This is a genomic window from Emticicia sp. SJ17W-69 (assembly GCF_051209875.1).
Lineage (GTDB): Bacteria > Bacteroidota > Bacteroidia > Cytophagales > Spirosomataceae > Emticicia.
Genome location: NZ_JBNTQY010000001.1, coordinates 178,893 through 195,424 on the forward strand (window position 1 = coordinate 178,893; position 16,532 = coordinate 195,424).

10 protein-coding genes are annotated in these 16,532 nt (G+C 35.5%); 6 read left to right on the plus strand and 4 right to left on the minus strand.

The features are described 5' to 3' along the window. The first annotated feature begins 84 nt into the window (after nucleotides 1-84). Complete coding sequence (locus tag ACQUQZ_RS00755; protein WP_435352675.1) at nucleotides 85-777, plus strand: DsbA family oxidoreductase; 693 nt, start codon at nucleotides 85-87, stop codon at nucleotides 775-777. Nucleotides 778-852: 75 nt separating this feature from the next. Here the strand turns inward: ACQUQZ_RS00755 and ACQUQZ_RS00760 are convergent, their stop codons facing one another. From ACQUQZ_RS00760 to ACQUQZ_RS00770, 3 genes are all read right to left on the minus strand, one after another. Then, nucleotides 853-1,605, minus strand: coding sequence for a LytR/AlgR family response regulator transcription factor (locus ACQUQZ_RS00760; protein ID WP_435352677.1), 753 nt, complete (start codon nucleotides 1,603-1,605; stop codon nucleotides 853-855). Then, complete coding sequence (locus ACQUQZ_RS00765) at nucleotides 1,602-3,830, minus strand: histidine kinase (RefSeq protein ID WP_435352678.1); 2,229 nt, start codon at nucleotides 3,828-3,830, stop codon at nucleotides 1,602-1,604. Before ACQUQZ_RS00765 ends, ACQUQZ_RS00760 begins: the two co-directional genes overlap by 4 nt. 66 nt (nucleotides 3,831-3,896) lie before the next feature. Next, nucleotides 3,897-4,535 (minus strand): hypothetical protein, encoded by a 639-nt coding sequence (locus tag ACQUQZ_RS00770; protein ID WP_435352679.1) that lies wholly within the window; start codon nucleotides 4,533-4,535, stop codon nucleotides 3,897-3,899. A 190-nt stretch (nucleotides 4,536-4,725) separates the two neighbouring features. On the opposite strand from ACQUQZ_RS00770, the gene ACQUQZ_RS00775 reads away from it, so the two are divergent. Then, on the plus strand, nucleotides 4,726-5,409 hold the full coding sequence (locus ACQUQZ_RS00775; RefSeq protein ID WP_435352680.1) for a helix-turn-helix transcriptional regulator: 684 nt from the start codon (nucleotides 4,726-4,728) through the stop codon (nucleotides 5,407-5,409). Between the two features lie 73 nt (nucleotides 5,410-5,482). On the opposite strand, the gene ACQUQZ_RS00780 is transcribed toward ACQUQZ_RS00775, so the two are convergent. Beyond that, nucleotides 5,483-7,660, minus strand: a complete 2,178-nt coding sequence (locus ACQUQZ_RS00780) for a TonB-dependent receptor (RefSeq protein WP_435352682.1) — start codon at nucleotides 7,658-7,660, stop codon at nucleotides 5,483-5,485. A gap of 214 nt (nucleotides 7,661-7,874) precedes the next feature. Between ACQUQZ_RS00780 and prmA the strand changes: the two genes are divergently transcribed. The 4 genes from prmA (at nucleotide 7,875) to ACQUQZ_RS00800 (ending at nucleotide 16,224) form a co-directional block, all read left to right on the plus strand. Continuing rightward, on the plus strand, nucleotides 7,875-8,702 hold the full coding sequence (prmA, locus tag ACQUQZ_RS00785) for a 50S ribosomal protein L11 methyltransferase (RefSeq protein WP_435352683.1): 828 nt from the start codon (nucleotides 7,875-7,877) through the stop codon (nucleotides 8,700-8,702). Nucleotides 8,703-8,717: 15 nt separating this feature from the next. After that, entirely contained in the window at nucleotides 8,718-13,508 is a 4,791-nt protein-coding gene (locus ACQUQZ_RS00790) for a hypothetical protein (protein WP_435352685.1), read from the plus strand. 131 nt (nucleotides 13,509-13,639) lie between these two features. After that, on the plus strand, nucleotides 13,640-15,535 hold the full coding sequence (locus tag ACQUQZ_RS00795) for a tetratricopeptide repeat protein (protein WP_435352686.1): 1,896 nt from the start codon (nucleotides 13,640-13,642) through the stop codon (nucleotides 15,533-15,535). Between the two features lie 263 nt (nucleotides 15,536-15,798). Beyond that, a complete protein-coding gene (locus ACQUQZ_RS00800; RefSeq protein WP_435352688.1) occupies nucleotides 15,799-16,224 on the plus strand; it encodes an Hsp20/alpha crystallin family protein in 426 nt (141 codons plus the stop codon). Nucleotides 16,225-16,532 lie beyond the last annotated feature (308 nt).

The following is a 16,532-nucleotide window of genomic DNA, read 5'->3' on the forward strand; positions in this document are numbered from 1 at the left end:
TAGGTCTTCAAATTTTTGAAGACCTATTTTTTTGAACCAAATTATTCATTCATGGGTTTATTGATTCAAACAATTACATAAAAAATGAATAATAAATTGCAGATAGATATAGTCTCCGACGTGGCGTGTCCATGGTGTTATATTGGAAAAAAACATTTAGAAAAAGCCCTTGAAAGCTTTAATAGTCAGCCAGTTGAAATTACTTGGCACCCATTTCAACTTGATCCAACAATTCCTGTGGAGGGCATTGCTCGTGATGAATATTTTGCTAATAAATTTGGTAGTATCGACCGAATTGAGCAAATTTTTGAAAGAGTTGTTGGCGTTGGCAACAAAGCAGGTATTGACTTTAAGTTTGATAAAATGCCAAAAGCTGTCAATACGATTCCGTTGCATCAATTATTGCATATTGCTCGTGAAGAAGGCACACAAATAGCTTTGGAAGAGAAATTATTCAAAGGCTACTTTACTGATGGCGTAGATTATTCGGATAAAGAACAGTTGGTTGCTTTCATGGAAGATTTTGGTTGGAATCGTGAGAAAACTGAAAGTATTTTGGCTAACGAAGAAATTGCTTATCATGTAAAACAAGAAATTAAGCATTTTCAGAGCTTGGGGGTTTCGGGCGTACCGTTTTTTATCTTGAATAATAAATATGGCATCAGCGGAGCTCAGCCAACAAGCGTTTTCCTTGAAACTTTAGAAAAAGTTGCTCAAGAAATGCAGCCTGTAGAAGCTGTTGGTGAGGTTTGTGATGTTGATAGCAAAAATTGTTAAAAATAGATACGAGATGCGAGATTGGAGATACGAGAAAAAAAATCTCAAATCTCGCATATTCAGCTATCTCGCATCTCAAATTTCCATCAACTTCTTCAAGTTATCACCATAAGTTGAGCCTGTTTCGATTTTTGAGGTTTTTAAATCTCTCATAATTACCAAATATTTTCCACTAAAATATTTTTGTAATTCTTTGATTAACAGTGAATTAACGATTGATGAACGACTTACACGAACAAAGTTTTCGGGCAATTTTTCTTCTAAAGCTGCAATCGTGTAATTGGTCAAATATTGCTTTCCTTCGGTGGTATTCATAAAAACATATTTGTCTTCCGCTTCAAAAAAACTGATTTCATTGAGTGGAATAAACAAAATTTTCTCGCCTGATTTTACCGAAATCGAATGAATTTCCTTTTTTGGCTTAAACTGTTCGATAAGCTTCAACAAACTCGAATTCATTGAAGTATTTGTCGAATTCTCATTGAGTTTTCGTAGTTTTTCGACCGTTTTTTCTAATCTATCAGCTTCGATGGGTTTCAATAAATAATCAATCGAATTTTCTTCAAAAGCTCTTATGGCGTATTGGTCGTAAGCAGTGGCAAAAACCACCAATGGCATAAATTCGAGGCGAGCGAGCATTTCAAATCCTGTCATTAACGGCATTTCAATATCAAGAAATATTACATCAGGTTGATGAAATTCTATTTTTTCAAGCCCTTCTTGTCCGTTTTTTGCTTCGTCAATGATCTCAAAGTCATCATATTTGCCCAGAAGTCTTTTTAGTCGCCCAATTGCCAAAGGCTCGTCGTCAATAAGTATGGTTTTCATTTTTTCTTAATCGTAATTATTACGGCTTTGTATATTTCATCGTTTTGAATTTCTAAAACAGCATCGTCTTTATATATCAATCGGAGTTTCTCTTGAATGCTTCTTAGACCATAGCCCGATGCCATTTCCTCAGGAAAAGGTACGCCTGAATCATGTACCGAAAGTATTACATTTCCGTCTTTTTCAAAAATTTTCACCTCAATTTTGCCGTCTCCCGAAATTTTAGAAACACCATGTTTGATGGCATTTTCGACAATCGGTTGCAGCAAAAGGCGTGGAATTTGAAAATCTTCGAGGTTTTTGTCGAGTTCTGTTGAAAACTTCAATCTATCGCCAAAACGTACCTGCTCGATTGAAAGATAGGTTTTTACGATTTCTAATTCGTCGGCAATACTACTAAAATGTTCGTTGTTGCGGTCGGTTGTATATCTAAAAAGTTTTGATAAAAGTATAGTCATTTCTTCGGCCTTATCGGGGTCGGAATGAACCAAACTAGCAATGCTATTGAGCGAATTGTATAAAAAATGTGGATTTATGCGAGCTTGTAAGGCCGACAAATCGGCACGAGTTTTAAGTTTTTCGAGGTTGAGCAATTGATATTCTTGTTCTGAAATTTTTCGGGTGATTTGGCTGGTACGCCGCCATGAATAATAATAGACACTGCTTACAATAAGTGGTAGCAAAAAATATACTTTACTAACGCTGTTTTCTTCTCGTTGTATGGAAGCTATATCAACTTTACTCCAATAAAAAATCCCTACAAGTGCTTGAAAAAAACTACCAACAACAAAGGTTAAAGCAATGATAATTAGGTATTTAGGCAAAGTTTTTCGAATTTTATTTTCCAGTGAAAATATGAAAATATACACCGATAAAAGTGAAGCTATGCCATAAGCGACATTTGACAAAATAACACCTTTTGAAACAATACTTGAGAGATTTTGTGGATTGATAATTTCAAGTGAGAAGTACACAATGCTACTGAGTCCATAAGTCAATAAAAGACAAAAAAACAAAGCAAACAAAAAATCAAAAAAACGGTTGGAAATATAATCGCTTGAAGTAATTTGAGTGTCTGATTTTGAAAATGATTTTGGATATTTCACTTCTTGTTTTGGTAAGAAATCTTCAAAATCTTTGCTCGTATTTGCTGAATTTTGCTGGTTTTTTTCTACGAAATCAGTTTTTTTTTCTTGAAAATCAGCTTGTTTTTCTTGAAAATTTGTTGGTTTTGACTGAAACCCTGCATGATTTAGGCGAATTCGGCCGCCCGAAGTTTTAATTTTCACGCTTGGGCCATCTCCATTGATTTTTCCATTGATTTGGCTGCGTGTACGATAGCCTTCAAAATTTTGTAAAGTAGGCACCACAAGTCTTTGACCTGACAAATCAAGATTTAGACCTTGATTCAAATTCAAACTTACATTGATATTTCCACCTCGTGTGTCGAGCCAAAGGTAGTCTTTCACCGACCTCATTTCTACCGAAACATTGCCACCCATTGTGGTTGCACCGATATTCCCTTCCGAATCAAAAAAACGAATATTTCCCCCTGATGTAATACATTTCAAATCGCCCAAATTTCCACTTCCTGTAATGTTTCCGCCAGCTGTTTTTACATAAATATTGCCTTTGTTATTGCTAACATTGATGTTTCCGCCCATCGTTTTAAGGTTGATTTCTCCTTTATTTTCTATCAGCGAAATATTGCCTCCCATGGTTTTTACATCAATTTTTGCTTCACAGTTATCAATTTCGACTTTGCCGCCCATTGTTGTACCCTTCAAAGTGCCTTTCGAGTCTTTGATGAGTATATTGCCGCCCCAAGTCGTAAATTGATGCACGCCATCGACATTGTTCAAGAAAATATTTCCACCAGATTTAAAGTTAGTATTGATGGTTTTTGGAAGAAAAACTCGGAAAGAAATTTTATGGTAATTGAACCAATTATAAACATTAAAAAAAAGCGGTCGCCCAGATATTTGAAGATTTGGACCATTTTGCTTGAATTTTAGGTAAATTACTTCATCATCCAATTCAAAATCGGCTAAAAACTCTTCTGTCAAAAAAAGTGTACTCCAACGGCGAACCGACACCATCACCTCTACTTTGATGATGTTTTCGTCATGCCCGATGAGTTGAATATCTCCCGCAGGAGTTCCGAGTTGAAGGTTGTTTAGTCCTTCAACTGAAAACTCTTTGCTGGTTGTTACTGGTTGATTCATTATTTTTTGAATTTAATAAGTGTCGGAATTAAATATTTCGACAAATGCTTATTTTTATTTATAAACTTATATCTGAGAAAGCGTCCATTTGGCAACTGATTCACCCCAATTTGGTGAAATGCTGGTTGCAGGTTTGAATTTAGTAAATTTTTCGATGGCCTCCTCAAAAAGTGGTTTTGACTTCTCTTTTCCTCCGCCAAATGCTTCGGGTGTATAAAAAATGCCTTGTGCTTCTAATAATTTTGCTCTTGGATTTTCAGGATTGATTTTAAAGGCCGCTTTAAGGGCTTTTCCAGAAATAGCTCCATATTTTTGCCAGCGGTCTTGTGGCGAAACAGCCATTCTGGCACTGGCAATATTTGCTTTCAAGACCTCAATTTCATCATTGTTGGGCATGATATTTTCTGCATTTGCGATTAGTTTTTCAGCTTTTTCTAGCAAAATGTCTTTTTTATCAGGATTTTGTTCGGTATAAGAATTCATCATCAAACAATACGCCGACCAATAATTTGGCAACCACTCTTTTGGTTCTGCCGCAGCAATTCTTTCAAATTGATTGGCATTTTGACTTAAATCTGTGCCAAATGGAGCCGCCTGTACTGCCGAAACAGCTTCTTCCATTACTTTCAAATATTCTGAACTTTGAGCGAAAGTTTTTGTAAAAACTAAAGATAAAATGCTGATTACTAATAAAATACGTTTCATTTTAATGAAGGTTTTGAATGTTTAATAATGCTTTTTCTGATTGGATGATTCAAAATTAGGCAAGATTTGAAGACAAGAGTAGGAGTTTCTGACAAAGGCCTAGTTTAGCGGAGTGAAATAGGGTTTTATAAGGGCAGAATTTTTTGATAAAAATCATTAATTTTGGAGGTAATAAACTTCCTCTCTGAAAATGAACCGTATTGATAGACTCATGGCGATTGTAACGACGCTGCAATCAAAAAAATACGTTACGGCCGAGCATATTGCTGAAAAATATAAAATTAGTGTCCGAACCGTTTATCGAGATATAAAGGCTTTGGGCGAGTTGGGAATTCCCATCGGTTTTGAAAATAATAAAGGATATTGTGTGGTACAAGGGTATTTTTTACCACCAGTTTCGTTTAGCATGGACGAAGCCAACGCTCTTTTGCTGATGGAAAGTGCTACGCATGGCTTCTCTGATAAATCAATCCGAAAGAATTATTCTTCGGCATTGAACAAAATAAAATCGGTGCTTCGCACGAAGGAAAAAGAAAACATAGAGATTTTGAGCGAAACCATCAGAATGCAGGTGCCTGAAAGATTGAACAATGATTTTGAATATTTGTCGGTGCTACAAAATGTAATAACCTCTAAAACCATTATTGAGATTGGCTACACAAATAATAAAGAAGAGGTTAGCAAAAGACACTTAGAGGCAATTGGCTTAGTATTTTATGCTTTTAGTTGGCATTTAATAGCGTGGTGTCATGCTCGCCAAGATTACCGTGATTTTAAACTTTCACGTATTATTTATATTAATAGAACCGACAAACCTTTTCAGAAAAACGACCATATTAAGCTCAATGATTATGAGCTGCCTGTGAAATATTAAATAAAGTAGAACGGAGTCCCTACTCCGTTCTGTTTCCACGCAAGGATGGGCAGGAAATCCGTTCTACAAAAGTTTAATTATTATCCAAATTCGCTTCTTTGGGTTTTGCTAATTGTTTTGATAAATTCATAGAAATTCCAACGAAAAAAGTACGATACATCGGTGGAATCACCTCAAAACGTTGCTTGCCATCAGCCGAATAACGATAGCCAAATACATTTTTTCTGCCCAAAACATTGTCTAATGAAGCATAAAATACCATAAAGTTTCCTTTGACAACTTTGATATAACTTGCCGAAAGGCTTAAATTCTCATAAGGCTTTGTATAAGTTGGTGCAAATGATGTTGTGGCAAAATCATAGTTTGGTCGCCCGCTTGTATGCGAGAATGTTACTCCAACATTGGTATTGATTTTTGTTAAAAATTGCTTGTAAACTACACTGAAATTATGTTTTGAAGCAAAAGTAGGCGTAGCTTCTTTCTGATAATTTTTGAATAAACGCTCAGTATCTAAGAATGAATAAGTTACCCAAAAATCACCATTTTTGATGCTTTTTTTATCTCTAAAAAATACATCGAAACCTTGTGCATAGCCAAAACCACTATTGTCTGTTTTTCCTGTAGGAAAACGATAGGGATTTGGGTCATAATAAGTGGTATATTCTCGCACCAAATCTTTGTAAGTTTTCTTGAAACCCTCCACACGGAAGGTGCGGTCGTTTTTGATAATCTGATAATTCAAAATTAAGTGATTGGCCAACTCAAAATTTAAGTTTTGATTGAGGTACAAATAATTTTTTTCGGGAGTTTGATAAAACTGTCCAGCGGCTAATGAAACTTGACTATATTGACCAGTTTTATACGCCAACGATAGGCGAGGAGCAATATTTGCCTTATCAATCACACTCGTATATTCCCCACGGAGTCCGAATCTTCCTGCCAGTTTTGGCGTAATATAAAGCTCAGTTTCTACAAAAGCCGCACTATAATTATCGTTGAGTGTATAATTGAATTGATTATAAATATTGCCAACTTTGATGGCATGAAACTCGCTTCCAAACAAAACAGAACTGGCATTATTTCGGCCAAAAAGCCTTGTCAGCACAGCACGGACTTGTGTACGTTCATCAAGACGGTCACCTGCAAAATCGCCAATTTTAATCTTGTCAGCATTATGGCTGTACGAAAGCCCTGTTTGTAAAATCCAACGACCTTCATCGAAGTTTATTTGATAGCTTCCGTTTGTAAATAAATTACGATTATTTAGATCGAAACGATAGTTTGTACCTACATTTTCGTAGGAAGGAAACGAAATTGCCGACTGATTATCAGAATAAGTGCCGTACAATTTCAGGGTACTGTTTTTTGTAGGATTTTCATTGACAGTCAGTGATGTATTGAAACCTTGTGGCACTTTATCAAATAAAACATTCGATTTCATTAGTTTGAAAAAAGGCGAAAGGTTGGTATAATAAAGTGAGCCAGTAATGCTTCCTCGGTGAGTATAAGTTGCACCAACGCCAGCCAAATTTGCACCAAGATTCCAACCACTGGCATCATCTGTTTTGTCATTGGTCTGTAACAAAAGTACTGATGAAAGAGCTTGTCCATATTGTGCTGAATAACCACCTGTGCTAAAGGCAGTACCTTTAAACATAAAAGGTGTAAAACGTCCCCGTTGAGGTACATCAGGCGTACTACTAAAAAATGGATTTTGAACAATCATGCCATCAATCACCGTTTTTGTTTCATTCGCCGAGCCACCACGCACAAAAAGCCCTTCTTGCTCGCCCACTCGTTGTGAACCTGGCAAAAGTTGCATTACGGCCGTAATATCTGCACCACCACCAGCCGTCGTAACAATATCCAAAGGTTTGAGCATGACCATTTTTTTGCTATCTGATGCCTCAAAAGTCCCTGCCGTGATGGTAACAGTATTCAGCACATTCATGGCTTCTTGCAATTTGATTTGAATTTCAAGAGTGGCATTATTTAGTATAATTTTCTTCTCAAAAGGTTCATAACCAACAAAACTTGCTGCAATTGTAACGGTGTCTTTTTTGTTGGTTTTGAAAGAAAAATTGCCCTCTAAATCGCTCGAAGCACCGTCGTAGCTACCTTTAATGAATACATTTGTACTTGGCAATGCTTCACCTTTTTTGTCGGTAACCTTACCTTTGATAGTCGTTTGAGCAAAAAGTTGGGGAATCAATAGCAATTGAACAAAAAGAAATGGTAAAAGCTTTTTCATTGGTTTGTGTTTGATTATGCAACAAACTTATTTGAAAAGGCAATGAGACAGTAGGTTTTTCAGACGAATGCTTGTTTTTGGAGAGTAAACTTGGGGGTTTAGGGAGTGGAAAATTCGGGATTTCAATAATTCCCTTGTTCATAGCCAAGAAATTCCGAACTTTACGATTTATCTTGTACAGCAATTTTCTAAGATTGCCCAAAACTAATTTTCAGTGGATACTTATATCGAACTTTCTTTACAAATTGACCCAGATTTTGCCGAAATTATGATGGCAGAATTGGCCGAACTTGGCTTTGAATCTTTTGTCGAAACTGACGAGGGTTTAGAAGCATATATTCAAGAAGACATTTTTAATGATTTGGACATTAAAAGAATGCTCGAAGGTTACGCCGATCGAACAGCTCTCTCATATTCTTTCAAACAAATTGCCAAACAAAATTGGAATGAAGAATGGGAAAAAAATTTCCAACCGATTTCTATTGGAAATGATATTTATGTTCGTGCCGATTTTCATGAGGCACAGCCCAACTATCTCTATGAAATCATCATCACACCCAAAATGTCATTCGGAACGGGGCATCACGAAACTACTTCAATGGTGATGGAACATCAATTGACTATTCCTCATCAAGACAAAAAAGTATTGGATGTAGGCACAGGTACAGGGATTTTGGCAGTTTTAGCTTCAAAATTAGGGGCATCGCATATCAGTGCTTTTGATATTGATGAGTGGTCGGTTGAAAATACGATAGAAAATATTACATTAAATAATGTCAATAATATTGCAGTGAGGTTAGGTACAATTGAAGACGAACCACAGGAAAAATATGAGATTGTTTTGGCAAATATCAATCGAAATATTTTATTGCAACAGATTCCAACTTATGCAACCTTTATGGCCGAAGGGGCATCATTAGTCATAAGTGGTTTCTATGAAGCTGATATTGCTGATATTCAAGCAGTTGCCGAATCTGTTGGACTAAAAAAAGTAGCTCAATTAAGCAAGAATCAATGGGCTTCGGTCGTTTTTAAAAGTTAAGCCATAAAACAATATATGCGGAAGCTAAAAATTATTCTTATTTTATCAGTTTTTTTACTGTCTTTGTCATCAAAAGCACAGTTAATACGACTTTCTGAAAAACCAGAGACTTTTATTACAGATATTCAAACTGTAATGGCAACCGACAATAATGCAGTAGCAATTGCAACGGGAAAGAAATTTGAAACATATTGGACAAGTCGCTTTAATAATGAGCAAAAGACAGCCCTCATTGCTACTTGTCGAAAAATGGGTACTCGTGGACATAAAATGGCTCAGTTTTATTACTTTTTTACGATTCTTGATAAAGCCATCGAACAGGAAAAGTTTTCGGATGATAAAGTAAGTAACCTGATCGATATTACTAATAGTTTTGTGGATGCTTATGATATCAAAACTTCAACTAAAATGTTGGAGATTTTGAAAGATTTTATAGAAAAACGCCGCCTTTATGCTTCTAATTTTAATCGCTTATATGCTTTGGGTGGAAGCTATGAATTGAAATTTTTAGATAAAAAAACGGATACTAACGCTGCCCCAGCAACTTCAACGACACCTCAAAATACAGTAACAACACAAGCTCCAGTCGAACTCCAAGAAAAAAAATATTTTGATGATTGGGACACGCCCACAACTGCAGAGCCGGTTATCACTTCAGCGGGTGGCGTTTCGTCTCAGTCGCTTTTTGAACCAGAGAAAAAAGTAATGCCAGTTTTAGGTGGACTTGCAATTCAGTTGGACAATGTTGACTTAATCATGGCCACTTCGAGTGACTCGGTTTGGATTAAAAAAACATCAGGAACAGTTTCATTAAAAGATGGTATTTATGTGGGAAAAGGGGGCCTCTTTACTTTTGAAAGTGCAAAATTACCACAAATTTCAGTCGTTTTGACTGATTTTGCTTTTGAAATCAGAAATCCCAAATTCCTTGCTGAAGATGTTACACTGACTTATACGGACCGATTAACCGCCCCAATCAAAGGTGTTTTTGAATATAAAAGCGAGAAACGTAATAAGGGTGTGCCGCCTACTTATCCACGTTTTATGTCTTATCAAAGCGATGCTTTTATTAAAAATATAGCACAAAACATCGAATACCGAGGTGGGTTTTCTATGTCGGGAAGTAGAATTTATTCCTCGTCAGTTCAAAATAGGTATTCTAATATTACTGTTAAAAAAGAAGGGAAATATTTTTTCAAAGCCAGTAGCACACGTTTTGAATTAAGTGACTCGCTTATTACGTCTCAATTAGCAAATTTTGTAATGTATATAGATAAAGATTCTATTTATCATCCAGCCGTAAAATTTAATTATAATCAAAAGAAATATGTTCTTCGCCTAAATAAAATAGATGTAGGAGGTTTTAAAGAATCCACCTTTTCAGATACTTATCATCAAATGAATATCAAATGTGATGCCATGCGATGGAGTTTGAATGATGGGAAAATGGATTTTTATATTGTTTCTGCCAGAACCCAAGTACCAGCCGTTTTTGAATCGTTTGATTTTTATGATTCACAACGCCTAACAGGACTTAATAGTAGTGCTGGTTTCAATCCGTTGTTGATGGTTGGAAATTTCACACAAAAAAATAATAAACTCTCTTTTAGTCTTGATGAAATAGCTGCTTATAACAAAGTTCCTGCTCAAAATATACGTGGTGGATTGATGGTAGCTGTTCAACAAGGTTTTGTAGATTATAATCCTTCGGCTGATATTTTTAAAATTACAAGTAAGGGACAACATTACCTTTCTGCTTTTGCAGGGAAAAGAGATTTTGATGACTTCTTGATTCCATCTATTTATGGAAACAGTAAAGATTCAACTTCAAATGCTACACTTAATCTGAATGATAAAGTGTTGATTATCAGAGGTATAAGACGCTTTAATGTGAGTGATTCACTCAGAATTTATGTACTTCCTTATGACCGAACTATCAAGGTTATTAAAAATCGTACCTTTACTTTTAGTGGACAGTTTAAAGCAAAGAATTATCGTTTTTCGGGTAAAGATTTAGTATTTGATTATGAAAAATTTACGCTTGCTCTCAATAAAATTGATTCTGTAACTTTCACTCCACAAGCTGTTTATGCCAAAGGTGGGCGACAAGAAATTGGTGGACATATCACATTCTTAAAACCTGGGACACTTTTTCTCAATCGACCTGATAATAAATCAGGAAAAGTGTATTTACCTCAATACCCCCGACTGAAAATTGATGAAGGTGTAATTGTTTATTTTGATGAGCCAGCTCGTGGTTTGCGGAAATATAGCCGAGATGTACGTTTTGATGTGCCAAAAATTGATTTTGATAGTTTGGCGATTAAAGATATTGAGTTTGATGGTACATTTTATTCGGGAAATATTTTCAAGCCTTTTAAAGAAGTACTGCGAATTATGCCCGATACCACTTTAGGTTTCTTGCATAAAGTGCCAAATGGGAAATACAACGTTTTTGGAAATGAGACTTCAGTCAACTTCTCATCAGCCTTGGCAATGGATGGAAATGGGCTTCATTCGGAAGGAAGTATTAACCATTTAGCAGCAAATATCACAGCAAAAGAAATTCTTTTCATGGCAGATTCATTGACGGCATCAGGACAGTTAGGTAAAATCAATGAAAGTGTATTGAAAGGTTCTTATTTTCCTCAAGTTGCTATCAACGATTATACCCTGAAATGGATGCCAAAAGTAGATAGCATGATTATTTCATCAAAAGCAGGGTTTAACTTTTATACAGGAACATCTTCTCTCAAAGGTAAGTTGGTTGTGCGTGCAGGTGGTTTGTTTGGAATAGGTAAGTTGATTCGTACCGACTCCGAAACTGCTTCTGAGCAATTTAAGTTTAATAAAGAGGGTTTTATAGCTGATAGGTCACAATTTAATATAAAATCGACACAGGCTACTGCAAAATCCGTGCTTTTAGGTAAAAATGTCAACGTCAATTTTAACGTCAATAATAGTATTGTCAATATTGCAACTAATCAAGGAAACTTCAATGACAGCACAGGCTCAACACTCGAATTCCCTTATGCCGCCTATAAAACCAATATTGATAGAGCCGAATGGAATATCAAAAATAAGAAAATTAGCATGAAAGGTGATGTCGAAACGTCGGTGTTTACCTCAACAAATGCTTCGCAAGAAGGTTTGGCATTCAACGGTAACTCGGCTATTTATGACATCGACCAAATGACATTCAATATTGGTGGCGTGCCATTTATCAAATCGGCCGATGCCAAAATTTTGCCAGATAAAGGACTCGTTTCTATTCGCCGAGACGCTGATATGCTGCCTTTCAAAAATGCTCGTTTGACCATTGATACGCTCAATGGCTACCATAATTTAAGAAATGGAAATATTCAAATTGTATCAAAAAATAAGTTTACAGGAGATGCAACTTATCAATTTGTGAATGTGAAGAAAGATACATTCAATATCAAAATGGGTAATTTTGAACTGCGTGATATAGCAGATGGAGAGGCAAAAAGAAGTAAAAACAAAAACCTTTCAACGGTTGCTCGTGCAACGGTGATTGAGCGTGACAGCATGTTTTTATCACCAAAAATGCTCTATAAAGGCGAAATAACGATGCTTGCTCCTATAAAAAACCTCTCTTTGGATGGATTTATTATTCCTGAATTAAAAAAATATCCTAAACTTGGAGGGTATTGGATTACTTATAAAGGAGATAAATCAGAAGAGATTAGAATTGTGGTTGATAAAAATTTGAAAAGTGGGAATTCGCCTATTTTTGCAGGACTTCATTTCCGAACTACCACTTCATCAAATGGGCTTTATCCAACATTCTTGTCGGCCAAAGAAGCTCCCGAAGACCAAAATGTATTTTTAGCCAGTGGTATCTGTCGAAGAGATGAACCTAACAAATTATTCAGTATTATTCCCGAAGAAGGCCGAACGCTGGCAAGCAATAAATATGAAATTCTTGACGAAAAAGGCATTATTAATCTTGAAGGACGATTCGATTTATTGAGCGAAAAAATCTCCCAGTATGTACAAACCTCAGGTTTTGCAAAAGTTAGGTTAGATACTGCTAATCATGAGTTTAATACAATGATGCTCATGAATTTCCCGATGGCACAGCCATTATTGACCAATATGGCTGAGAAAATTGTAAAAACTAACCTTGATTTAGGTATAAATGAGGCTGCCATTGAATTAAACTCGCCCGAACTTGTATCAAAAATTGCACATTTTGTTGGTGATAAAGACATCGAAGAATACAAAAGCAAATCGGCTCGTGAATATGTGCCATTGTTCAAGTTTTCACCAAAATTTGTTAATACAATTGTATTCAGTGATTTAAAACTTTTGTGGTCGCCTAAATACAATAGTTATAGAAGTGTAGGGAAATTAGGTATTTCAAACATTGGAGCAACTGATATTAATGCCAAAGTAAATGGATATGTAGAAATTCGTAAAAACCCTATCACGGGCGATGAAATGTATATTTTCTTAGAGCTTTCTGGTGAAAACTGGTACTACATGGGTTATAAAGATGGGCAAATGGGTTTAATTTCATCGGATGATAATTTCAATGCTTTGATTACTGCAAAAGCAGATAAGAAAAAAGTAAAAGATTATCAAGTGATTCCTGTTGACTTTGCCGAAGCCTTAGTTTACCGCAAAAACTTCTTGGAAGTTTATCAAGGTATAAAAGAAAAGCCTAAAACACCAGGACAAAAACCAGCTGATGCCAAAAAATTAGCAGAAGTCCCGAAAGATGCAGCTCAGAAAAAAGACGAGAAAAAGAAAAAAGCTGAAGACGAAAAAGACGGATTTTAAGATAAATTTGTGATTTAAGAATGGTGTTTATGTATGAATTCTTACCGAGATTTTGAATTAAACGCCATTCTTGGTATCCAATTGGCAAAGAAATTGCTATATTCGCAATGATAACCCAACCTCATGGAATCATGGCAAAAAACAAACAAAAAACGAATCAAAAGACAACTTTTCAAGCACCAAAATCTGCTCATACAGAAGCGGCTGTCCTCAAAAATCCCAACAATAATGATTTTTCTATTAGCCCAACGCTTGCTTATATTATTTTAGGCGTTTGTGTGATAGCAGCATTTGCAGGAGGCTTTTCCAATGGTTTTGTCAATTGGGACGACCAAATGTATGCCACTGAAAATATAATGATTCAAAATCCTACATTTGCGAATCTTATCAGACTTTTAGGCGTGGAATGTGCCTTAAACTACCACCCGCTTACAGTTGCTACGCTTTGGCTTAACTCTGCTCTTTTTGGCAAAGAAGCCACTTCTTTTATTGTGGTTAATGCACTTATCCATTTATTCAATACCATTCTTGTTTTTCGTTTTTCACAACAATTGACAAAAAACAATGTTTTGGTAAGCTTTTTAGTTGCTCTTTTTTGGGGAATTCATCCTATGCACGTAGAATCGGTCACATGGGTTTCTGAGCGAAAAGACGTACTATATTCTATGTTTTTCTTTTTAGCTTGCATTCAGTATGTGAAATATTTAGAAAAAAACGAGCGTAAAATGCTTATTTATTGCTTCGTTTTCTTTGTTTTATCATGTTTGTCGAAAGCAATGGCGGTGGTGTTGCCACTGGTACTTTTACTAATTGATTATTGGTATGATAAAGGATTTCTAACAGTTAAAAATATCACCACAAAAATACCATTTTTCATTGTAGCCTTATTATTTGGAGCTTTGGCTGTTCATGTACAAGCTGGTGGAAACTTAGGGGGAAGACTCGAAAAAATGACTTTGGATGTGGCTCTAAGTAGTGCTTTGAGTCTTGGGGATAGAATAAAGTTCGGCTTTTATGGCTTCTTGGTCTATATTTTCAAACTATTTATTCCGATTAATCAGCATAACTTTTATGCTTATCCAAATCTCGACCAATATGGTGCGATTCAGTACGTTACAGCCCCTATTTGGTCTTTGTTGATTTTAGGTGGGGCAGCTTTTTTCTTTCGCCGAAAAAAAGAAGTCTTTTTTGGAATCATGTTCTTTTTCTTTACCATTGTGTTGGTATTGCAATTCCTTTCGGTTGGTGGAGCAATTTTAGCAGAACGCTATACATATATTCCCTATTTTGGTGTCATTTTCATGCTTTTTTATTGGCTAAATCAAAAAGTACAATCGAAAAACATGCTTTTAATTGGTAGCGGAGTAGTAGCTGTTGTTTTTATGTATCTTACTTATAAACAAACACTTACATATAAAGATACAGGTACATTATTTGAAAATTCGTACAAGTACGAGCCCAATTCACCTGTGGTCAATGAAAACTTAGCAAATCATTTTGGACGTTCAGGAAAAATAGATCAAGTTGTGCGTTATGGTGAATTTGCTGTTTCAAAAGGTGTACAATCTTATGCTTTGATGGGAGCTTTGGCAAATGCCTATTATTTAAAAGGGAATATGGCAAAGGCTTTAGAATTGTATCAAAAAAGTATTGATAATTCACCGAATCACAGAAAATTTATAGCATACTATAATCGTGGAATTGCTAATCGTGATGCTGGGAATTTCGCTCAGTCGGCCGATGATTTCACTAAAGCTATGGAACTTGGGCAAGATAAAGTGGCTTATTTGCCATTGAGAGCTTTTGCTAACTTGAAAGCCAATAGGTTTAAGGATGCCTTCGATGATTATTCTAAAATGATAAATATTGGAATGGCTGTTGATACGGCCTACAACGACCGAGCTGTAGCTCGATATAGTTTAGGTGATACTCAAGGAGCAATCAATGATTTGAAAGAGGTGATGAAGCGAAATCCGAATTATGTTGATGCACGAAATAATTTGATAAAATTAGGTGTAAAACCTTAGAATTTAAATATTTCAAACCAATGAAACGTGGCACATCCCAAAGATTTGCCACGTTTTTTTTGATATTTCTCATTTAAAATCAGTCACTAAGACAGAGCTAAAAATACAAAAACAGACAATATGTCATATAAAATTATCCAAAAACAACTAAAATAAGACAAAAAGTCTTGAAAATAACATTGGTACACAAATTGTTAAAAAGTTTAGCGTCGCCACAACGTAGTGGCAAATCAAGAAACAAACATTTAAAACAATAAAAAACCATGGCAACATTAGTAAGAACATTCGCACCATCATTTCCATCATTATTGGAAAATCTTTTCAACGATTTTGAGCGTGTAGCACCGACTCATCAACAATCATTTCCAGCAGTAAATGTTTTGGAAAACGACAATGCTTTGAAGATTGAATTGGCGGCACCAGGCTTGAAAAAAGAAGATTTCAAAGTAAACGTTCACGAAAATACATTGACAATTTCGACTGAAAGTAAAGCAGAAACGGAAGAAAAAGTAGGTAAATATACTCGCAAAGAGTTTAACTATACTTCGTTCAAACGTTCATTTACTTTACCAAAATCTGTTGATAGCGAGAAAATCGTGGCAACTTATACTGATGGCGTTTTAGGTTTAGAATTACCTAAAAAAGAAGAGGCAAAGCCAAAAGAACCTCGTTTGATTGAAATTGCGTAATGTTAAGCGGGTTTGTATAACCCGCCTATCCGCCTAACAAAAAGGGCAAAATACAAAGTAAAATTTGCATTTTGCCCTTTTTAATGGGTTGTTTTTGAAAGGAAAAAATTCTGTGTAATAACCGTTCATAACATGATATCACTAGCTTATCAAAACCAATACGCATTTTCCGTTAAAATTTGTTAAATTTCATAAATTACTTGAATTTTCAATCACACTTTTGCGTTAAATTTGCATCAAACAAATACTCTTTTTTTTCGTTATAACGTTAAAGCATTTTGACAAAACCTTTTACTAATAATCGAGAA

Bases quoted from the DNA above. Each gene is read 5' to 3' on its own strand.
- ACQUQZ_RS00755 (WP_435352675.1), top strand. From the start codon at position 85: ATGAATAATAAATTGCAGATAGATATAGTCTCCGACGTGGCGTGTCCA.
- ACQUQZ_RS00760 (WP_435352677.1), bottom strand. From the start codon at position 1,605: ATGAAAACCATACTTATTGACGACGAGCCTTTGGCAATTGGGCGACTA.
- ACQUQZ_RS00765 (WP_435352678.1), bottom strand. From the start codon at position 3,830: ATGAATCAACCAGTAACAACCAGCAAAGAGTTTTCAGTTGAAGGACTA.
- ACQUQZ_RS00770 (WP_435352679.1), bottom strand. From the start codon at position 4,535: ATGAAACGTATTTTATTAGTAATCAGCATTTTATCTTTAGTTTTTACA.
- ACQUQZ_RS00775 (WP_435352680.1), top strand. From the start codon at position 4,726: ATGAACCGTATTGATAGACTCATGGCGATTGTAACGACGCTGCAATCA.
- ACQUQZ_RS00780 (WP_435352682.1), bottom strand. From the start codon at position 7,660: ATGAAAAAGCTTTTACCATTTCTTTTTGTTCAATTGCTATTGATTCCC.
- ACQUQZ_RS00790 (WP_435352685.1), top strand. From the start codon at position 8,718: ATGCGGAAGCTAAAAATTATTCTTATTTTATCAGTTTTTTTACTGTCT.
- ACQUQZ_RS00795 (WP_435352686.1), top strand. From the start codon at position 13,640: ATGGCAAAAAACAAACAAAAAACGAATCAAAAGACAACTTTTCAAGCA.
- ACQUQZ_RS00800 (WP_435352688.1), top strand. From the start codon at position 15,799: ATGGCAACATTAGTAAGAACATTCGCACCATCATTTCCATCATTATTG.